Origin of the sequence: Nonomuraea sp. GTA35, from assembly GCF_041950525.1 — a bacterium.
Taxonomy (GTDB): Bacteria; Actinomycetota; Actinomycetes; order Streptosporangiales; family Streptosporangiaceae; genus Nonomuraea.
In genome coordinates, this window is record NZ_JBGNUV010000006.1 from 265,069 (window position 1) to 284,353 (window position 19,285).

The following is a 19,285-nucleotide window of genomic DNA, read 5'->3' on the forward strand; positions in this document are numbered from 1 at the left end:
CCGCACCACAGGGTGTGCGCTCATGTGAAGGCGTTCCCTGTGTCGGGGGCAGGTTGCGTTCAGACCCGGCGTAAGTGAGGAAAAAACCCGTGAACAGAGCTCATATGCGGACCTCCGCGTTCGCCGCAGTGGCAGTGCTCGCAGTCTCCGTGCTGGCGGCCTGCGGCTCAGGCTCGGACGCAGGCGGGGGCACCGGCGGTGGCGACGGTGGCGTGCAGAACGCCAAGGTCGCCTTCCTCATGCCCGACCTCGCCTCCACCCGGTACGAGCTGCAGGACAAGCCGCTGTTCGAGGCCAGGATGAAGCAGCTCTGCCCGACCTGCGAGGTCATCTACCAGAACGCCGACTCCGACGCCGCCAAGCAGCAGCAGCAGGCCAACTCCGCGCTCGCCCAGGGCGTCAAGGCCATCGTGATCGACCCGGTCGACTCCGCCGCCGCGGCCACCATCGTCAAGTCCGCGCAGGCGCAGCAGGTGCCGATCATCGCCTACGACCGGCCCATCCCGGCCACCCCGGCCGACTACTACATCTCCTTCGACAACGAGAAGATCGGCTCCTTGATCGCCCAATCGCTGGTCGACCACCTCAAGGCGGAGAACGCCGAGGGCGGCATCCTCCAGGTCAACGGCTCGCCCACGGACGCGGCGGCCGGGCTGATCAAGAAGGGCATCCACAGCGCGGTGGACCCGAGCGGGTTCAAGCTGCTGGCCGAGTACGACACTCCCGACTGGCAGCCGGAGAAGGCCCAGACCTGGGTCAGCGGCCAGATCACCCAGTTCAAGGACCAGATCGTCGGCGTGGTCGCGGCCAACGACGGCACCGGCGGCGGCGCGATCGCCGCGTTCAAGGCCGCGGGCGTGAAGGTGCCGCCCGTCACCGGCAACGACGCCGAGGTGGCCGCCGCCCAGCGCATCATCTCGGGCGACCAGTACAACACGATCTCCAAGCCCATCAAGATCGTCGCCGAGGCGTCGGCCAACGTGGCCTGGGAGTTCATGCAGGGCAAGAAGCCCGCCGGCAAGACGACCCTCTACGAGACGCCGTCCGAGCTGTTCGTCCCCACGGTCGTGACCAAGGAGAACATCAAGGAGGTGCTGTTCGACAGCGGCATCATGAAGGCCGCCGACGTCTGCTCCGGTGAGTACGCCAAGGGCTGCGAAGAGCTCGGGATCAAGTGATGACCGTCCTGTCCCTGCGCGGGATCAGCAAGACCTTCGGCGCCGTGGCCGCGCTCACCGACATCGAGCTCGATGTCGCGGCCGGCCAGGTCGTCGCCATCGTCGGCGACAACGGCGCGGGCAAGTCGACGCTGGTCAAGATCCTTTCCGGGGTGCACCCGCCGGACGGCGGCACGATCACGTTCGAGGGCCGCGAGGTGGAGATCCCCACCCCGGCCGCCGCCCACAAGCTGGGCATCGCCACCGTCTTCCAGGACCTGGCGCTCTGCGAGAACCTCAACGTCATCCAGAACCTGTTCCTCGGCCAGGAGATCCGCCCCCTGCGGCTGAACGACGTGGCCATGGAGACCCGCTCGTGGGAGCTGCTCCGCCAGCTCTCCGCCAAGATCCCGAGCGTGCGGGTGCCGGTCGCCGCGCTGTCGGGCGGCCAGCGCCAGACGGTGGCCATCGCCAGGTCGCTGCTCGGCGACCCCAAGGTCATCATCCTGGACGAGCCCACCGCCGCGCTCGGCGTGGCCCAGACGGCCGAGGTGCTGAACCTGGTCGAGCGGCTGCGCGAGAACGGCCTGGGCGTCATCATGATCAGCCACAACATGGCGGACGTGAAGGCCGTCGCCGACACCGTCGCGGTGCTGCGGCTCGGCCGCAACAACGGGCTCTTCGACGTGGGCAGCGTCTCCACCGAGGACATCGTCGCCGCCATCACCGGCGCCACCGACAACGTGGTGTCCCGGCGCGCCCAGAAAGGACAGAGGTCGTGACGACAACGGCGACCGACCGCCAGGACGAGCGGCTCCAGAGCCGGGAAGGGCTGCGCGGCGCGCTGACCGACGTGGTCGAGCGGGCCCGCGGCGGCGACCTGGGCGTCATCCCTGTCGTGGTGGGGCTCATCGTCATCTGGTCGGTGTTCCAGATCCTGAACCCGATCTTCCTGTCCAGCGCGAACCTGGTGAACCTCACCCTGGAGTCCGCCGCCGTCGGCATCATCGCGCTCGGCATCGTCTGCGTGCTGCTGGTCGGCCAGATCGACCTGTCCGTCGGCTCCGTCAGCGGCCTGTCGGGGGCGGTGCTGGCGGTGCTGTTCGTGAGCGAGGGACTGCCGGTCTGGCTGGCCATCCTGGCGTCGGTGCTCATGGGCGCCGTCATCGGCTGGCTGTACGGGCAGCTCTTCAACCGGTTCGGCGTGCCCAGCTTCGTCATCACGCTGGCCGGGCTGCTGGGCTTCCTGGGGCTCCAGCTCTACGTGCTGGGCACCAAGGGCTCGATCAACCTGCCGTTCGACTCGGGTCTGGTGAACTTCGCCCAGCTCGACTTCGTACCGGCCTGGCTGTCGTACACCTTCGCCGTGATCGCGGCCGTCTGGCTGTTCGCCGGCGGATACCTGCACGCGCGGGAGCGGCGCAGGGCCGGGCTGTCGGCCAAGGGCGTCTCCACGCTGGCCCTCAGGAGCGTGGCGCTGCTGGCCGTGCTGGCGTTCGTGGTCTGGTACCTCGGGCAGACGCGCGGCGTGGGCTGGATGTTCGTCTTCTTCGTGGCACTCGTGCTGATCATGCACTACCTGCTGTCGCGGACGAAGTGGGGCCGCGCCGTCTACGCCGTGGGCGGCAACGTGGAGGCCGCGCGCCGCGCGGGCATCAACGTCAGGGCCGTCTACACCTCCGTCTTCGTGCTCTGCTCGACGTTCGCCGCGGTCGGCGGCATCCTGGCCGCGGCCCGGCTGGCGGCGGCCAACCAGAGCAGCGGCGCGGGCGACGTCAACCTCAACGCCATCGCGGCGGCCGTGATCGGCGGCACCAGCCTGTTCGGCGGGCGCGGCACCGCGTTCGGCGCGCTGCTCGGCATCATCGTGATCCAGTCCATCTCCAGCGGCCTGACCCTGCTCAACCTCGACTCCTCGATCCGGTTCGTGGTCACCGGGGCGGTGCTGCTGCTCGCCGTCATCGTCGACTCCGTGTCGCGCCGGTCCAGGACCTCCCACGGCAGGGCCTGATGGCGATCATCTGCGTCGACGCGGGCACCACGGTCATCAAGGCCGTCGGGTACGACTCCACCGGCGCCGAAGCGGCCGTGGCCAGGCGCGGGACCGTCGTGTCCAGGCCCGCGCCCGGCCACGCCGAGCAGGACATGCACGCCGTCTGGGACGCGGTCGCCGCCACCGTGCGCGAGGTCGCCTCCCAGGTCGGCGGCGCCGACTTCGTCGCGGTCACGGCCCAGGGCGACGGCTGCTGGCTGGTGGACGCCGACGGCGAGCCCACCGGGCCCGCCGTCCTCTGGAACGACGCCAGGGCCGCCTCGATCGTCGACAGGTGGACCCGCGACGGGCTGGCCGCCGAGGCGTTCCGGGTCAACGGCTCCTCGGCCGCGTCCGGGCTGCCGCACGCCGTCCTCGCCTGGCTGGGCGAGCACGCCCCCGGGCGGCTGGCCCGGTCGAGCACCATGCTGACCTGCGGCGGGTGGATCTTCTCCCGGATGACCGGGGAGCTGGTGGCCGACGAGTCCGACGCGTCGGCGCCGTTCATGGACCTGCGGGCGCGGGCGTACGCGCCGGAGCTGCTGTCCATGTTCGGGCTGGGCTGGGCCGAGCGGCTGCTCCCGCAGGTCCGCCCCTGCCCCGTCGCCGGGCTCACCGCCGAGGCGGCCGCCGCGCTCGGGCTGGCCGCCGGCACGCCCGTCGTGATGGCCCCGTACGACATCGCCTCGACCGCGCTGGGCGCGGGGGCGGTGGAGCCCGGGCAGGCGTGCGGCATCCTCGGCACGACGCTCTGCACCGAGGTCGTCGTCGGCTCCCCCGACCTCGACGGCGAGCCGATCGGCATCACGATCGCGCTGCCCGGCGGCTACCTGCGGGCGTTCCCGACGTTCGCGGGGACCGAGGTGGTGCAGTGGGCGTGCCGGCTGCTGGGGCTGACGGAGCCCGCCGAGCTGGGCGAGCTGGCGATGTCGAGCCGGCCGGGGGCGGGCGGGCTGGCGTTCCTGCCGTACCTGTCGCCCGCGGGCGAGCGGGCGCCGTTCTCCGACCCGCTGGCCAGCGGGGCGCTGCTGGGCATGTCGTTCGAGCACGACCGCGCGGACGTGGCCAGGGCGGTGCTCGAAGGGCTCACGATGGTCATCCGCGACTGCCTGGCGGCGACCGGGGCGGCGCCCGGCGAGCTGCGGGTGTGCGGGGGCGGCTCGAACAGCGCCACGTGGCTGCGGCTGATCGCCGACGTCACCGGGCTGCCCGTGCACCGCTCGGCCGACACCGAGGTGGGGGCACGGGGGGCGTACCTGGTGGGGCTGGCCGCCACGGGCGCCGCGCCGTCCGTGGCCGCTGCCGCCGCCGAGCACGTACGGCTGCGCGACGCGGTCGAGCCCGACCCCGGCCGCCGCGCCTTCTACGACCGGCTCTTCCAGGACTTCCTCGCCCTGCGCGGCACCAGCTCCGGCACGTGGCCGCTGCTGGGCGACATGAGGAGCCGTCCATGAGCGCGTGGATCGGCATCGACCTCGGGACGCAGAGCGTGCGGGCGATGGCCGTCGCGGCCGACGGCCGGGTGCTCGGCACCGGCAGCCGGCCGCTGACCAGCCACCGCGACGGTCCCCGGCACGAGCAGGACCCCGAACAGTGGTGGCGCGAGCTGGCCGCGGCCACCCGCGAGGCGGTGAGCTCCGCCGGCGGGCCCGTCGAGGGCGTGGCGGTGGCCGCGACCTCTGGAACGATCCTGCTCACGGACACGTCGGGCCGCCCGCTGACGCCCGCCCTCATGTACGACGACCGCCGCGCCGACGCCTCCCGGGCCAACGAGGCGGGGGCGCAGGTGTGGGAGCGGCTCGGGTACCGGCGCATGCAGCCGAACTGGGCGCTGCCGAAGCTGCTGTGGCTGCTGCGCGACGCGCCGGCCGGAGCCCGGCTCGCCCACCAGAGCGACTTCGTCAACCGGCGCCTGACCGGGCACGCCGTCGCGACCGACCTGAGCAACGCGCTCAAGACCGGCGTGGACCTCATCGAGGAGCGCTGGCCGCTGGAGGTGTTCGACGCGCTGGGCGTTCCCGGCGCGATGCTGCCCGAGGTCGTGCGGCCCGGCACCCGGCTGGGCGTGGTGTGCGCCGCGGCGGCCGAGGAGACCGGCCTCCCTGCCGGCACCCCCGTGATCGCCGGGACCACGGACGGCTGCGCGGCCCAGCTCGGCGCGGGGGCCCTGCGGGCGGGGAGCTGGAACTCCGTGCTGGGCACGACCCTCGTGCTGAAGGGCGTGACGAAGGAGCTGATCCACGACCCGCTGGGCGTCGTGTACTCGCACCGGGCTCCTGACGGGTCCTGGCTGCCGGGCGGCGCGTCCAGCACGGGTGCGGGCGTGCTGACCCGCGACCTGCCGGGCCGCGACCTCGACGCGCTCAGCGCCGAGGCGGCCACCCGCGAGCTGCCCCCTGCCGTCACGTACCCGCTCGTGTCGCGCGGCGAGCGGTTCCCCTTCGACGCCCCCGGCGCCGAGGGCTTCACGCTCGGCGAGCCGGCCGACGACGTCGAGCGGTACGCCGCCATCCTGCTCGGGGCGGCCTTCGTCGAGCGCCTGTGCTTCGACTACCTCGACCTCCTCGGCGCCCCCGTGGACGGCGAGCTCGTCCTGACCGGCGGCGCCACCCGGAGCGCGTACTGGACCCGGCTCAGGGCGGACGTCCTGGGGCGGCCCGTGACGCTGCGGGAGAACGCCGAGCCCGCGCTGGGCATGGCCGTGCTGGCGGGCGGCGACCCGGCGAGCATGATCAGGACCAGGGCGGTCGTGGAGCCGTCGGGGGCCGACCTGCGCGAGCCGTACCTGCGGTTCGTCACCGAGCTGGAACGGCGCGGCTGGCTCGACGCCACCGCCGCCGCACACGCCCGCGAGAGGACCACCACCCGATGACCGACCTCGTGCTCGTCCGCCACGGCGAGACCGTCTGGCACGCCGAGAACCGCTACGCCGGGATCACCGACGTCGAGCTGACCCCGCGCGGCCTCGACCAGGCCGCGCGGCTGGCGGGCTGGGCGGCCGGAGCGGGCCTGGAGGCGGTCTGGGCCTCCCCGCTCAGCCGCGCCAGGATCACCGCCGAGACCGCCGCCGCCAAGGCCGGCGCCACGGTACGGCTCGACGAGCGGCTGCGGGAGCTGGACTTCGGCCAGGGCGACGGCCTCACCTCGGCGGAGATGAAGGCCCGCTTCCCCGAGGCCCGCGCCGCGTTCGAGGCCGACCCGGCCGCGCACCCGCTCCCGGGAGGCGAGGACCCGCACCGCGCCGCCGGCCGTTTCGTCGCCGCGCTCGACGACATCGCGGCGGCGCATCCGGGCGGCCGCGTGCTGGTGGTGGCGCACACGACCGCCATCAGGCTGGCCCTGTGCCGGCTCATCGGCGTGCCGCTGGGCGAGTACCGGCGGCTGTTCCCGCGCCTGGACAACTGCGCCCTGACCGAGCTGCGCCTCCGCGATGACGGGCAGGTGGCGATGCTGCAGTACAACTCCCCGATTGGAGCCGTTCGTTGACCATCCGAGTCCTTGCCGCGGGCGATCACTTCGTCCAGAACCGCCTGCTCATCGACGCCATCCGGCACGCGGTCCCCACCGAGGTGGACATCCGCGAGCTGACGCTGCCGTGGCCGGTGGTGCCGTTCGGCCGGGTGGGCGAGGTGGACGAGGCCTCCGACGTGGAGGAGGAGCTGATCGAGGCGCTGCGCGGCGTCGAGGTGTGCGTGACCCAGATGGCCCCGCTCACCAAGCGCGTCCTGGACGCCTCGCCCGACCTGCGGCTGTTCTGCGTGAGCAGGGGCGGCCCGGTCAACGCCAACCTGGAGGCCGCCGCGCGGGCCGGGGTCGCGGTGACGTTCGCGCCGGGCCGCAACGCGGTGGCGACCGCCGAGCACACCCTGGCCATGCTGCTGGCCGCCACCCGCCGCATCCCCCAGACGCACGCCGACCTGGCGGCGGGCGTGTGGCGCGGCGACTACTACACCTACGACAACGTCGGCCCCGAGCTGGAGGGCAACACGGTCGGCCTGGTCGGCTACGGCGCGATCGGCCGCCGCGTGGCCCGCATGCTGGAGGGCTTCGGCGCGAACGTCCTCGTCCACGACCCGTACGTGGCCGCCCCGAACAGCGTCGGCCTGCCCGAGCTGCTCGAACGTTCCCTGTTCGTCTCCCTGCACGCCCGCGCCACCCCGGAGACCGCCGGCCTGATCGGCGCCACCGAGATCGCCGCCATGCCGAGGGGCTCGGTCCTGGTCAACTGCGCCAGGGGCGCGCTGCTCGACTACGACGCCCTGTGCGACGCGCTCGACTCCGGCCACCTGTTCGGCGCCGCGATGGACGTCTTCCCCGAGGAGCCGATCCCCCGGGGCTCGCGCCTGCTCGCGACGCCGAACCTGGTCATGACCCCGCACCTGGCCGGGGCCAGCAAGGAGACGGCGATGAAGGCCGCCGCGATCGTGGCCGCCGACGTGGCCCGCTACGTGCGCGGCGAGCCCCTGGCGCACGTCGCTACCCCTTGAGCGCCCCCGCCATGAGCCCGCGCATGAAGAACCGGCCCAGCAGCACGTAGATCAGCATCGTCGGGATGGACGCGAGGATGGCCGCCGCCATCTGCTGGCTGTACGGGGTGGCCTGCGCGCCCGCGATGTTGTTCAGCATCACGGTCGTGGGCCAGCTCGTCGGCCCGGTCAGGAAGACGGCGAACAGGAAGTCGTTCCAGAGCGAGGTGAACTGCCAGATGATCACCACGGCGATGGCGGGCCCCGACACGGGCAGCACCACCGACCAGTACGCCCGCAGCAGCCCCGCCCCGTCCACCCGCGATGCCTCGATCAGCTCGTCGGGGATCGTCACGTAGTAGTTGCGGAAGATCAGCGTGCAGATCGGGATGCCGTAGACCACGTGCGCCAGCACCAGCCCGGGGATGCCGCCGTAGAACACCCCCTGCAGCCCGGCGAACTGGTCGATCGACACGAGAAGCTGCACCAGCGGGATCATCACCCCCTGGTACGGGATGAACATCCCGAACAGGAACAGCGTGAACAGCAGGTCCGCTCCGGGGAAGCGCCACTTGGACAGCACGTACCCGTTCATGGAGCCGAGCGCGCACGACAGCAGCGACCCGGGGACGGCGAGCAGCACGCTGTTCCACAGTCCGGGGGCGAGCTTCTCCCACGCCACCCGCCACGCCTCGGTCGTCCACGTCCCCGGCAGGTTCCAGGCCTGGCCCGGGTCCGCCTCGGTGAGCGGCTTGAAGCTGGTGACGAGCAGCACGTAGATGGGGATCAGGAAGACCACCACGAACAGCACCAGCAGCCCGAACCTGGCCCACCCGAAGACGGCCGCCCTGCGCCCCGCCACCGCCGTCATGATCGCCTCTCCTTGCGCACCGACCAGATCAGGTACGGGATCACGAAGATCGCCACGCTGAGCACGATGTACGAGGCGATCGTGGCCCCCTTGGCCGGATCGTTGGAGTCGAACACCGCCACCCACATGAACACCGCCGGCACGTCGGTGATGATCTGCTTGCCGGACACCGCCACGATCAGGTCGAACACCTTGAGCGAGATGTGCCCCAGGATGATCAGCGCGGAGAGGGTGACCGGCCGGAGCAGCGGCAGCACGACGTACCGATAGACGCCCCACTCGGTGCAGCCGTCCACCCGCGCGGCCTCCCGCAGCTCCTCGGGCACCCCCCGGAAGCCGGCCAGGAAGAGTGCCATGACATATCCGGACATTTGCCAGATGGCCGGCAGCGCCATCGCCGCCATCCCCCAGTCCGGGTCCCGGAACCACTGCCACTGCGGCAGCCCGATCCAGTCGAAGAGCCGGTTCAGCCCGACCGCCCGCTCCTGCGTGCCCGAGTTCATCAGCCACCGCCACACGATGCCGGTCGCCACGAACGAGATGGCCATCGGGAACAGGTAGATCGCCCGGAACGTCCCCTCGCCCCTGATCCCCTTCTCCATGAGGAACGCCAGCAACCATCCGAGCACCAGCGCGCCCAGCACGAACACGATCGTGAACATGATCGCGTGATTCACCGAGAGGTGCCATCGCTGCTGATCCCAGATGTCGATGAAGTTCTGCAGCCCGACGAACTTCCCCTCGGACACCGCGTCGTGCTGGTCGGTCATGGCGACCCGGAAGTTCCAGCCGAGCATGCCGTACACGAACACGCCGATCAGGATGATCGACGGCGCGACGAGGAGCAGTCCGGGCAGCCACGTGCGTGCCCGCCTCACATGCTTTCCCTTCCGGGGGGCGGCCGCGGCCGTCCCCCGTGTGCCGAATTACTGGGCGTTGGCCGTGGCCGCGTCGGCCAGCCCCTGCTGCAGCGCCTTGACGTCCTTGCTGCCCAGGTAGAGCCCGACCGCCTCGTTGATCGCGGCCAGCCACGGCTGGTTCACCGCCACGCCGTGCTGGATCGACCCGGCGAGCTTGTTGCTCGACCAGTCCTTCAGCGCGTCGGCCAGGTAGTCGGTGTAGAGCGACTGGTCGGCGTCCTTGCGGGCGGGGATGGAGCCCTTCTTCGGGTTGAAGGCGTCCTGGCCCTCCTTGCTGGCGGCGACCTTCAGCCAGGCCATCGCCCCGTCACGGTTCTTGGCGCCCTTGGGCAGGGTGAAGCTGTCGGACAGCCACAGGTAGGTGCCCTCGGTGCCCGGCGCGGGCGCCCAGTCGAAGTCCGTCTTCGACTGCTTGCCCAGGCCGCCCTCCGGCGGGTTGTGGAAGTAGCCGTACGCCCAGTCGCCCATGATGTTGAACGCCGCCTGGCCGTCGGCCACCTGCTTGGCCGCGGGCTGCCAGTCGTCCTGCGGGTCGCCCGCGTACTCCATGATCTTGGCGAAGTTGGTCAGCGCCGTGGTCACCTGCGGGCTGTTCCAGTCGGCGCCCGGCTTGAACAGGGCGTTGTACGCGTCGGCACCGAGCGTGCCGAGCAGCACGCTCTCCATCAGGTGGGTGACCGTCCACTCCGACCCGATCGACAGCGGGATCTTGCCCTTGGCCTTGACCTTCTCCAGCGCCGCGATGAACTCCTCGATCGTCTTCGGCGCGGCGGCGACCCCGGCGTCCTTGAGCACGGCGGGGTTGAACCACAGGACGTTCGAGCGGTGGATGTTCACCGGCACGGAGTAGATCTTGCCGTCGACGCTGATCTGCTCGACGAGCTGGGCGGGGAAGACGTCCTTGAGCTTGAGCTCGTCGTAGAGCGGGGTGAGGTCCTCCAGGTTGCCCGCCTTGATGTAGCCCTGCAACTCGGCGCCCGCGTGGCCCTGGAAGGTGTCGGGCGGGGTGTTCGCCTGGAGCTTCGACTGCAGCAGCGCCTTGGCCTTGTCGCCGGAGCCGCCGGCCACCGCCGCGTCGAAGAAGGTGAGGTTCGGGTTCTGTTGCTCGAAGAGCTTTCTCATCGCCTGCAGGCCGTCGGCCTCGCCCGGACCCGTCCACCAGGAGAAGACCTCAACCTGCTGCTTCCCGCCGCCGCTCGCGGCGGGCGCCTGAGTGGCCTGCCCTCCGCCACCGCCTCCACAGGCCGCCAGGCCGAGCACACTCGCCATCGTGATCGATACGGCCGCTAACCACCGTCGCATTCCACACCATCCCTTCGAAATCCCCCGAAGTTGGTGATTTGACAACGTTGTCAACAACGGCTATCAACCCACTTCGGGCCGCGGGTCGTCAAGGGATGGGCGGTAACAGCTCCGCATCCTCGACGGAGCGCTGCCGAACACGCGACCTCAGCCGACGCGCTCCAGCGTGCCGTCGGCCCTCGTCACGACCGTGACGCCGAAGTCGTGGCGGGTGCCGTCAAGATCGCCGCCGTCCGCGGCCACCACCAGCGCGCCCTTCGACACGCCGAGCCCGACCATCGCGAGCAGGCCGCAGCCGCCGTCGGGCGGCCACGTGGCCAGCACCACGTCCGTCTCGGACAGGTGTACCGGGAGGTCGAGCGCGGCCATCCTGGCCAGCAGGTCCGCGTGGGACAGGCGGGCGCCGTCGGCCAGGAGCACGGCGAGCTGGCGCTTGGCGTCGAGCGCGGGCAGCGCGGTGGGCTCCAGCGTGAGCAGGCAGCGGAAGTCGATCGTGTCGAGCGCCGGGCCCAGCGAGACGACCTGGCGCACCCGCGACTCCTCGGCCGCCAGGATCGCCGTCTCCGCCAGGTCAGGCGTGGTGATCAGGACGCGGGCGTCGCACTCGCGCAACCACGCCGCCATCTCGTACGGGCCCAGCCCCGGATCGATCGGCGCCGCCACCCCGCCGGCGGCCACCACCGTGTGGACCGCCAGCGTCTGTGCGCCCGCCGTGGACACGTGCACGCCCACCACCTGGTCACGCCGGGCGCCCCTGCGCACGAGCCCGGAAGCCGCCCTGGTCACCTCGGTCACCAGCCCGCGGTAGCCGTGGACGTGGCCGCCGCGCAGGTCGATGAGGGCGGGGCGGTCGCCGCGCTCGTAGGCCCGGCGGAACACTTCATGGATCACGGTGCCGGTGGCCGAGGCGGTGGGTCTCATGCCCGTCAACGTACGGCCGCCGGGACGGCCCGAGCATCCACCGATGTATGTAGGCCACTGTGCATTCCCCTGCGGGAACCCCGCACTCCCTTCGCCAGGTGGGCGGGCCCGAGCCCTGCGCGGCTCGAGCCCGCTGTCACACGCCCGGAGCCGGACCCCCACCCCTCCGAGAAGGTCCAGCCCCACGCGGACGCGTGACGTCCCCGACCGATCGGCCGCGGCGCCCCCGTCGCGAGGGGCGAGGTACGCGCGGTGCGGTCGATCACATAGGGAACGGTAGGCGTGCACAGGGTGCCCGCACATGCGCTGACATGGCCATTCGACGATGTACGCGCGATGTGTAGAAGGCTCACCGGCTGCCGATCACCCATGCGGCGATCTGTGTACGCGTGGCGAAGCCCAGCTTCGCCAGGATGTTGGCCACGTGCCGGGCCACGGTCGCCGGGCTGATGACGAGCTCGTCGGCGATCCCCCGGTTGCTGAGCCCCCTGGCGACCAGCTCGGCGATCTCCTGCTCCCTGGCCGTGAGCCTGCTGTCCTGGCGGACCGGCACGACCGGCACGGCCGGCGGCTCGGGCAGGTCGCCCTCGAGCGCGCAGGCCACGGCCTGGTCGGCGGTGAACCGCGTGCCCTCCGCCCACAACACGCCGACGACGGCCTCGCCGAGGCTCTCGCGGGCCGGCCGCAGCACATCCTCCGTGCGGGCGTCCGGCTGCCGCCCGCCCAGCGTCACCGCCGCCGCCACCAGCAGGACCGCGCGCCGGTGGTCGCCCTCGGCCGTGACCAGCGCGGCCCACGCCTCCAGCCGGCGCGCGATGCCGGCCCGCAGGCCCGCGTCGCGGCTGAGCAGCAGCGCCTCGGTGAGCCTGGCCCTGGCCTCCGCCAGGTCGCCCTCGTCCAGCGCCACCCGGCCGAGCCCGGCCAGGCAGCTCACGATCTGCTGCCTGGCGTCCACGTGCTTCAGCAGGCTCAGCCCCGACTCGTAGTGCCGCCTGGCGGTGCCGGGGTCGCCCGACCGCCTGGCCACCTGCGCCAGGCCGATGTGGCCGACGGTCCGGCCGTAGTGGTTGTCGAGCTCCTCGCTGATCGACAGCACCTCCTGGTAGGCGCGCCGCGCCTCGTGCAGGCGGCCCTGGTGCAGGCCGTAGCGTGCCCTCGTGGCCTGGGCCAGCGACTCCAGGACGAGATCGCCCGACCGCCTGGCCGTGTCGAGCGCCCGGTCGATCGCCGCCTGCTCGCCGGTGAGCTGGGCCAGCGCGATCGTGCCGAGGGCCGTGCCGTACACGTCCCCGGCGGCGGAGCACAGCTCCAGCCCGGCGCGGACGTGCCGCAGGGCCGGCTCGAAGTCGCCCGCGGCCAGCGCCAGCTCCCCGCGGACGATCGTGGCCCGCCCGCGCAGCCCCTGCGGCACCTGCGGGGCGTCGAGGGCGAGCAGCCGGTCGAGCCGCTCGGTCGAGTCGAGCTTGCGACCGCTGCCGATCAGCAGGAAGCGGATGTCGGTCAGCAGGGTGAGCGCGGTCTCCGGCATGCCGATGGCGATCGACCAGTCGCAGGCGGAGTTCACCTCGGCCTTGAGGCCGTCGAAGAGGTTGACGTAGCGCTCGATCACCGGCCACGACGTGCGCACCCCCGGGGCCAGCGACTCCCTGAACCCGGCGGCCAGCCTGGCCAGCGCCGTCAGATGGCGGCGGCGCAGCTCGGCCTCCTCGCCGGACTCGGCGAGCTGCTCCAGCGCGTACTCGCGGACGGTCTCCAGCAGCCGGTAACGCGCGTGCCCCGCCACCTCGCCGTCGAGCACGACCAGCGACTTGTCCACCAGGTCGCAGAGCCGGGGCAGCACCTCCTCCTCCGCGAGCCCGGGGCCCGAGCAGACCCATTCGGCCAGGTCCAGCGTCCAGGCGGAGCGGAAGGCGGCCGTACGGCGCAGCAGCAGCCGCTCCTGCGGGGTGAGCAGCCGGTAGCTCCAGTCCACCGCCGCCCTGAGCGTGCGGTGCCGGGCCGGAGCCGTACGGGCGCCGCCCGCCAGCAGCCTGAACCGGTCGTCCAGCCGCTCGACGAGCTGCCCCACGGACAGCACCCGCACCATGGCGGCGGCCAGCTCGATCGCCAGCGGCAACCCGTCGAGCGCCTGGCACAGCTCCACCACCAGCGGCCGCGTCTCGCCGGTCAGCTCGAAGCCGGGCCGCGCGGCCGTGGCCCGGGCCACGAACAACCGCACCGCCTCGCTCTCGGCGCCCTCCCCCGCCTCGCCCACCGACAGCGGCGGCACCCGCCACACCGTCTCGCCCGGCACCCGCAGCGGCTCCCTGCTGGTCGCCAGCACCGTCACGCCCGGACAGGCGCGCAGCAGGTCGCGGCAGAGCTCGGCGCACTCCCCGATGACCGGCTCGCAGTTGTCGAGCAGCAGCAGCACGCGCCGGTCGCCGATCGTCTCCACCAGCTCGCCCGAGATGCCGAGCGCGGCCGCGACCTGCTCCCTGAGCTGCCCCTTCTCCAGGTCGGCCAGCTCGCTCACGCACACGCCGCCCGCGTCCGCGCAGGCCAGCCTGGCGGCCAGCCGCAGGGCCAGCCGGGTCTTCCCGATGCCGCCCGCCCCGCACAGCGTCACGATCCGCGAGACGCGCATCAGGTGGACGAGCTCGTCGACATCCGCCTCCCGGCCCACGAACGGGTTCGGCTCCGCCGGGAGGCTGCTGAGGTCCGCGAATCGCTGCATCACTGTGAGTGTGTCACTAACCACGCTCCGCGCCCAGACCATATTCGGATGAAGAAGTGCCGCCCCGGGTGGGCACACTCACACCATGGCCGAAGAGCCGCTCGAACTCGGGGAGATGTCCTTCTCCGAGTGGTACGCCCACACCGACAAGATGGCGGAGGTCGGCTTCCTGACCATCGCCAGGAAGCTGCCGTCCCTGGTCAGGCAGGCGATGCGGATGGCCTGGCGGGCCAGCCCTCGCGACACGGCGGCCACGATCGTGCTCAACCTGCTCGGCGGCGTGTTCACCGCGTTCGGTCTCCTGGCCACCACCGGCGTGCTGACCGCCCTGTTCAGCGAGGGCCCGACCCCCGACCGCGTCATGGCCGCCCTGCCCAGCCTCGCCCTGGTCGCCGGGGCGGCCGTGCTGCGCACGACCACGCAGGCCGGCGCCGGCTGGGCGCAGTCACGCCTCGACCCACAGGTCACCCGGCTGACGGAGGAGCGCCTGTACGGCCTGACCAGCCGCGTGAACCTGGTGGCCTACGACGACCCCGACTTCCACGACGCCCTGCAGCGCGCCAGGCTGCGCGGGGCTGCCATGGCCGACTCGGTGGTCACCTGCACCATCGACGTGGTCACCGCCGCCGTCGGCATCGCCGCCGTCGCGGGCGTGCTGGGCGTGCTGCACCCCGTCCTGCTGCCGCTCCTCCTCCTGGCCGTGCTCCCCGACGCCTGGGCCGCCGTACGCAGCGCCCGCATGCAGTACGCCACGATGTACTCCCTCATCCCCGCCAACCGCCGCAAGTGGATCATCGGCCAGCTGCTGGCGGAACGGGATCCCGCCGCGGAGGTGCGCTCCTTCACCATGCGCGGCTTCCTGCTGCGCATGTACGACGCGGTGGCCAAGGCCGAGCAGGACGTCCTGCTCGGCCTGGCCCGCCGCCAGACCCTGGCCCGCCTGGCGGGCGAGGCCCTGGGCGGCCTCGGCGCCGCGCTCGTCTACATAGCGCTCGGCGTCCTGCTGGCCGTCGCCGCGATCCCCCTGGCGGTGGCCGGCACCGCCGTCCTGGCCATCCGCTCGGCCCAGGGATCGCTCGGCCGGCTCATGTACGCCACCAACCGCCTCTACGAGGAGGGCCTCTACTTCACCGACTTCCTCGACTTCTGCGCCGACGCCGAGAACCGCATCCCCGGCCCCCGCCACGCTCCCGTCCCGGAGTCCTTCGAGCGCATCACGGCCACCGACATCACCTTCTCCTACCCGGGTGCCCCCGCCCCCGCCCTGCGCGGGGTGTCCATCGAGATCAAGCAGGGCGAGGTGATCGCGTTCGTCGGCGAGAACGGCTCCGGCAAGACCACCCTGGCCAAGATCCTGTCCGGCCTGTACGAACCCGACACCGGCACCGTCCACTGGGACGACACCGACCTGCGCCAGGTCAGCCCCGAAGCCCTCCGCCTGCGCACCGCCGTCATCGCCCAGGACCACACCCGCTGGCCGCTGACCGCCCGCTACAACATCACCATGGGCACCGGCAAGGGCGAGCCCGCCCTGCACGCCGCCGCCGCGGTCGCCGGCGCCGACGAGGTCATCGCCGGCCTCCCGCACGGCTACCGCACCCTGCTCGACCGCCGCTTCAAGGACGGCTGCGAACTGTCCGGCGGTCAGTGGCAGCGCATCGCCGTCGCCCGCGGCTTCCACCGCGACGCCGACCTGCTCATCTGCGACGAACCCACCGCCGCCCTCGACGCCCGCGCCGAACACGCCCTCTTCGAACGCATCCGCCACCACGCCGACGGCCGCACCGTCCTGCTCATCACCCACCGCCTGGCCAGCGTCCGCTACGCCGACCGCATCTACGTCCTCGACCACGGCGAGATCACCGAACAGGGCGACCACGACACCCTCATGTCCCTCGACGGCCTCTACGCCGACCTCTACACCCTCCAGGCCGCCGCCTACCGCTGACAGTCGCCAGGGCCCTGGGCCGCGGCCTGCGCGCAGACCCGGCTCACCGCAGCGCGGCCTGGATGACGGCACGGGCGATGGCGGCCACGGCGTCCACCCGATCCCCCGGCCGCTCCAGCACCACCCCCACGGCCACCTCAGGCGCCTCCGCGGGCGCGAAGGCCGTGATCACGGCGTTCTCCCCCGGCACCCCCTCCGACGCGGCCGTCTTGGCCGCCATGCGCACGCCGGGCGCCCCGGGCACCCCGCCCACCTCAGGCATCCCCGTCCCGGCCCTGGACCCCTTCCCGGAGGCGGGCGAGGCGGCCGTCATCATGGCCGCCAGGTACCGCGCCAGCAGCGGCGGCACGACGGTCCGGTACGGCACGGGCGAGGCCCGGTTGATGACCGCCCCGTCCGGCAGCCGGGCCTCCTCCACCAGGTACGGCCGCATCAACAGCCCGTTGTTCGCCACGGCCGCCGACAGCATGGCCACCATCAGCGGCGTCACCCGGCTGTCGTGGTGCCCGATGGCCGCCAGCGCCATCTGGGTCCTGTCCACGACCGTCGGATACCGGCTGGGCGTCGCGAGCAGCGGGATCCGCAGCTGGCCCGCGTTGAACCCGAACGCCTCCGCCTGATCCCGCAGCAGGTCCTGCCCGAGTTGCAGCCCGATGGCGGCGAAGGCGGTGTCGCAGGACGCCTGGAACGCGTACGCGAGCGTCGGCCGCCCGTTCCCGCACCGCCCGGTCTCCAGGTACGCCGGCGCCCCCGGCAGCCGCAGCCGGGCGGGCGCGTGCACCGGGCCCGCCGGCGTGTACTCGCCGGACGCCAGCGCCGCCGCCGCGGTGACGAGCTTGAACGTGGACCCGGGCGGATAGAGCTGGTTCAGCGCCCGGTTGAGCAGGGGTTGCGAGGGCGCCTGCCGGAGCCGCCGAGCGGTGTCGGCCAGCAGCCTCCGGTCGAAGGTGGTCAGCGCGTTCGGGTCGTACGTCGGGTACGTGGCCAGCCCCAGCACCGCCCCGGTGGCGGGGTCGAGTGCCACCACCGCCCCCGGGATGCCCGCGGTCCGCAGTCCCTGGTACGCCGCCCGCTGCACCCGGTCGCGGATCGTCAGCCGGACGTCGGCCCCTCCGACGGCCCCGTCCCCGACCAGCGACCTGACCCTGACCTTGGCGTCGTCGCCGGACAGCACCGCGTCCTGCGCCTGCTCGATGCCGGTCGTGCGGTGCAGCGACACGTGCCCGGTGACGGCGGCGTACTCCTCGCCCCGGGGGTAGGCGCGCCGGTACCGGTACGGGCCGCCGGTGGCCAGGCTGGTGGCGATGGGGGTGCCGTCGTGGGTGAGGATGTCGCCGCGCGGGCGGCCGTACCTGTCGATCAGCGTGCGCTCGTTCCTGCGGTCGGCGTTGAGCGCGTGCGAGCCGAACGCCTGGATGAGCGTGATGTGCGCGAGCAGGGCGAACAACATCGCGGCGCACAGTGTGGCGACCCGGCTCAGCGGGACGTCGCGCCGCCTCCCCCTCGATCCAGCCATGGATCGAGGTGTAGCAACCGGGCCGCAAAGGCAGGGCTACAGGAGGCTGCGGTAGTAGGAAATCTTGTGGTGGATGTAGCTCTGGCGCTCGGCGAGGTTCGCGATCTGGGCCTGGACCTGCCGGTCGTGCTCTTCCAGGAGCTTGATGCGGTCGGGGATGGTGTGGTCGCCCGCCCGTACGAGCTCGGCGAAGCGCAGCATCGTGGCGATGGGCATGCCCGTGTCGCGCAGGCAGCGGACCATGCCCAGCCAGCCGACGTCCTCCTGGCTGAACCTGCGCTGCCCGGCCGCGTTGCGGTCGACGCGCTCCAGCAGGCCGATCTTCTCGTAGTAGCGGAGGGTGTCGATGCTGAACCCGGTCTCCTCGACGACTTCCGCAGGTGTGTACACGCTCACGTAGCCAAGAATCTCACCTGGAGCGCACTCCAGGTCAACCGGCTTGACATGGAGTGCGCTCCAGGTCCCAGAGTCTGCGCCATGGACATCGCACTGGGCACGATCCCGTTCGGCACCGCCGTCGACCTGGACACCACCTTCGCCATCCTGGACCGCTTCGTGGAGGCCGGCGGCACCAGGCTCGACACGGCCAACAACTACCCGTTCTGGGTGGAGGGCCGCACGGGCGACGAGAGCGAGCTGGCCATCGGCGCGTGGCTGGCCGCCCGCGGCAACCGGGACGAGGTCGTCATCAGCACGAAGGTCGGCGCCCGCCCCACCGTCCCCGGTGACCTCACCCTGGACTCGGCGGAGGGCCTGTCCGCGGCCGCGATCGCCAAGGGCGCGGAGGGCAGCCTCACGAGATTGGGGACGGACTACATCGATGTGTATTGGTCGCACATCGAGGACCGTTCCGTCCCGTTCGAGGAGACTCTGGGGGCGTTCGACGAGCTGGCCCGGGCCGGCAAGGTCCGGGCCATCGGCGCGAGCAACATGCCGGCCTGGCGGCTGGAGCGGGCCAGGAACGTCTCCGCGGCCCGCGGCTGGATCCCCTACACCTACGTGCAGCAGCGCCACACCTACCTGCGCCCGCGCCCGGGCACCAGGCTCCCCGAGTCGGGGCACACGCTGGTGTCGGACGACCTGCTGGGCTACCTGGCGGCCGAGCCGGACCTGACGCTGTGGGCGTACAACACGCTGATGTTCGGCGCCTACACGCGGCCCGACCGGACCATCCCGGAGATCTACGACCACCCGGGCACGACGCGCCGCCTGGCCGTGCTGCGGGAGGTGGCCGGCGAGCTGGGCGCGACCCCGAACCAGGTGGTGCTGGCCTGGCTGATGGCCGGTGGCATCGTGCCGATCGTGGGGGTCTCCACGATGGAGCAGCTGGAGGAGGCGATCGGGGCGGCGGACCTCAAGCTGGACGACGAGCTGCGCGCCCGCATGGACGCCGCCGCCTGAGCCACCGCCTCCTGACAGCCGCCACCACCCGCCCA

The 19,285-nt window shown here is 72.3% G+C and carries 16 protein-coding genes; 9 read left to right on the top strand and 7 right to left on the bottom strand.

The window, feature by feature from the left end:
- Positions 1-89 precede the first annotated feature (89 nt).
- From ACBJ32_RS27820 to ACBJ32_RS27850, 7 genes are read left to right on the top strand one after another with little or no spacing between them, the layout of a single operon-like run.
- Entirely contained in the window at positions 90-1,178 is a 1,089-nt protein-coding gene (locus ACBJ32_RS27820) for a sugar ABC transporter substrate-binding protein (protein ID WP_375129200.1), read from the top strand.
- Positions 1,178-1,939, top strand: a complete 762-nt coding sequence (locus tag ACBJ32_RS27825) for an ATP-binding cassette domain-containing protein (RefSeq protein ID WP_357872469.1) — start codon at positions 1,178-1,180, stop codon at positions 1,937-1,939. The genes ACBJ32_RS27820 and ACBJ32_RS27825 overlap by 1 nt, the downstream gene beginning before the upstream one ends.
- Positions 1,936-3,168, top strand: a complete 1,233-nt coding sequence (locus ACBJ32_RS27830; protein ID WP_375129201.1) for a sugar ABC transporter permease — start codon at positions 1,936-1,938, stop codon at positions 3,166-3,168. The genes ACBJ32_RS27825 and ACBJ32_RS27830 overlap by 4 nt, the downstream gene beginning before the upstream one ends.
- The gene (locus tag ACBJ32_RS27835; RefSeq protein ID WP_375129202.1) at positions 3,168-4,643 is read left to right on the top strand and encodes an FGGY family carbohydrate kinase; all 1,476 of its coding nucleotides are present in this window, start codon (positions 3,168-3,170) and stop codon (positions 4,641-4,643) included. The genes ACBJ32_RS27830 and ACBJ32_RS27835 overlap by 1 nt, the downstream gene beginning before the upstream one ends.
- Entirely contained in the window at positions 4,640-6,061 is a 1,422-nt protein-coding gene (locus tag ACBJ32_RS27840) for an FGGY-family carbohydrate kinase (protein WP_375129203.1), read from the top strand. Before ACBJ32_RS27835 ends, ACBJ32_RS27840 begins: the two co-directional genes overlap by 4 nt.
- Positions 6,058-6,675 (top strand): histidine phosphatase family protein, encoded by a 618-nt coding sequence (locus ACBJ32_RS27845; RefSeq protein WP_357872460.1) that lies wholly within the window; start codon positions 6,058-6,060, stop codon positions 6,673-6,675. The genes ACBJ32_RS27840 and ACBJ32_RS27845 overlap by 4 nt, the downstream gene beginning before the upstream one ends.
- On the top strand, positions 6,672-7,676 hold the full coding sequence (locus ACBJ32_RS27850; RefSeq protein ID WP_375129204.1) for a 2-hydroxyacid dehydrogenase: 1,005 nt from the start codon (positions 6,672-6,674) through the stop codon (positions 7,674-7,676). The genes ACBJ32_RS27845 and ACBJ32_RS27850 overlap by 4 nt, the downstream gene beginning before the upstream one ends.
- Here ACBJ32_RS27850 and ACBJ32_RS27855 read toward each other — a convergent pair.
- From ACBJ32_RS27855 to ACBJ32_RS27875, 5 genes are all read right to left on the bottom strand, one after another.
- A complete protein-coding gene (locus ACBJ32_RS27855) occupies positions 7,666-8,526 on the bottom strand; it encodes a carbohydrate ABC transporter permease (RefSeq protein WP_375129205.1) in 861 nt (286 codons plus the stop codon). The genes ACBJ32_RS27850 and ACBJ32_RS27855 overlap by 11 nt on opposite strands.
- Positions 8,523-9,404: a carbohydrate ABC transporter permease gene (locus tag ACBJ32_RS27860; RefSeq protein ID WP_375129206.1), complete on the bottom strand. Its 882-nt coding sequence runs from the start codon at positions 9,402-9,404 to the stop codon at positions 8,523-8,525. The genes ACBJ32_RS27855 and ACBJ32_RS27860 overlap by 4 nt, the downstream gene beginning before the upstream one ends.
- Positions 9,405-9,452: 48 nt before the next feature.
- Positions 9,453-10,748: an extracellular solute-binding protein gene (locus ACBJ32_RS27865; protein ID WP_357872449.1), complete on the bottom strand. Its 1,296-nt coding sequence runs from the start codon at positions 10,746-10,748 to the stop codon at positions 9,453-9,455.
- A 147-nt stretch (positions 10,749-10,895) separates the two neighbouring features.
- Positions 10,896-11,669, bottom strand: a complete 774-nt coding sequence (locus ACBJ32_RS27870) for an AMP-binding protein (protein WP_375129207.1) — start codon at positions 11,667-11,669, stop codon at positions 10,896-10,898.
- 349 nt (positions 11,670-12,018) lie between these two features.
- A complete protein-coding gene (locus ACBJ32_RS27875; RefSeq protein ID WP_375129208.1) occupies positions 12,019-14,385 on the bottom strand; it encodes a LuxR C-terminal-related transcriptional regulator in 2,367 nt (788 codons plus the stop codon).
- Between the two features lie 85 nt (positions 14,386-14,470).
- Here ACBJ32_RS27875 and ACBJ32_RS27880 point away from each other — a divergent pair, with 85 nt between their 5' ends.
- Entirely contained in the window at positions 14,471-16,333 is a 1,863-nt protein-coding gene (locus tag ACBJ32_RS27880; RefSeq protein ID WP_375129209.1) for an ABC transporter ATP-binding protein, read from the top strand.
- Between the two features lie 43 nt (positions 16,334-16,376).
- Here the strand turns inward: ACBJ32_RS27880 and ACBJ32_RS27885 are convergent, their stop codons facing one another.
- Together ACBJ32_RS27885 and ACBJ32_RS27890 are read right to left on the bottom strand one after the other, a co-directional pair.
- Positions 16,377-17,849: a penicillin-binding transpeptidase domain-containing protein gene (locus ACBJ32_RS27885; protein ID WP_375129210.1), complete on the bottom strand. Its 1,473-nt coding sequence runs from the start codon at positions 17,847-17,849 to the stop codon at positions 16,377-16,379.
- 36 nt (positions 17,850-17,885) lie between these two features.
- Entirely contained in the window at positions 17,886-18,245 is a 360-nt protein-coding gene (locus ACBJ32_RS27890; protein ID WP_375129211.1) for a MerR family transcriptional regulator, read from the bottom strand.
- Positions 18,246-18,326: 81 nt separating this feature from the next.
- On the opposite strand from ACBJ32_RS27890, the gene ACBJ32_RS27895 reads away from it, so the two are divergent.
- Positions 18,327-19,250, top strand: a complete 924-nt coding sequence (locus ACBJ32_RS27895) for an aldo/keto reductase (RefSeq protein WP_375129212.1) — start codon at positions 18,327-18,329, stop codon at positions 19,248-19,250.
- Positions 19,251-19,285: the final 35 nt, after the last annotated feature.

What these genes read in the sequence shown, in the direction of transcription:
- ACBJ32_RS27825 (WP_357872469.1), top strand. Translation starts at nt 1,178, where the DNA reads ATGACCGTCCTGTCCCTGCGCGGGATCAGCAAGACCTTCGGCGCCGTG.
- ACBJ32_RS27835 (WP_375129202.1), top strand. Translation starts at nt 3,168, where the DNA reads ATGGCGATCATCTGCGTCGACGCGGGCACCACGGTCATCAAGGCCGTC.
- ACBJ32_RS27840 (WP_375129203.1), top strand. Translation starts at nt 4,640, where the DNA reads ATGAGCGCGTGGATCGGCATCGACCTCGGGACGCAGAGCGTGCGGGCG.
- ACBJ32_RS27845 (WP_357872460.1), top strand. Translation starts at nt 6,058, where the DNA reads ATGACCGACCTCGTGCTCGTCCGCCACGGCGAGACCGTCTGGCACGCC.
- ACBJ32_RS27855 (WP_375129205.1), bottom strand. Translation starts at nt 8,526, where the DNA reads ATGACGGCGGTGGCGGGGCGCAGGGCGGCCGTCTTCGGGTGGGCCAGG.
- ACBJ32_RS27865 (WP_357872449.1), bottom strand. Translation starts at nt 10,748, where the DNA reads ATGCGACGGTGGTTAGCGGCCGTATCGATCACGATGGCGAGTGTGCTC.
- ACBJ32_RS27870 (WP_375129207.1), bottom strand. Translation starts at nt 11,669, where the DNA reads ATGAGACCCACCGCCTCGGCCACCGGCACCGTGATCCATGAAGTGTTC.
- ACBJ32_RS27875 (WP_375129208.1), bottom strand. Translation starts at nt 14,385, where the DNA reads ATGCAGCGATTCGCGGACCTCAGCAGCCTCCCGGCGGAGCCGAACCCG.
- ACBJ32_RS27880 (WP_375129209.1), top strand. Translation starts at nt 14,471, where the DNA reads ATGGCCGAAGAGCCGCTCGAACTCGGGGAGATGTCCTTCTCCGAGTGG.
- ACBJ32_RS27885 (WP_375129210.1), bottom strand. Translation starts at nt 17,849, where the DNA reads ATGGCTGGATCGAGGGGGAGGCGGCGCGACGTCCCGCTGAGCCGGGTC.
- ACBJ32_RS27895 (WP_375129212.1), top strand. Translation starts at nt 18,327, where the DNA reads ATGGACATCGCACTGGGCACGATCCCGTTCGGCACCGCCGTCGACCTG.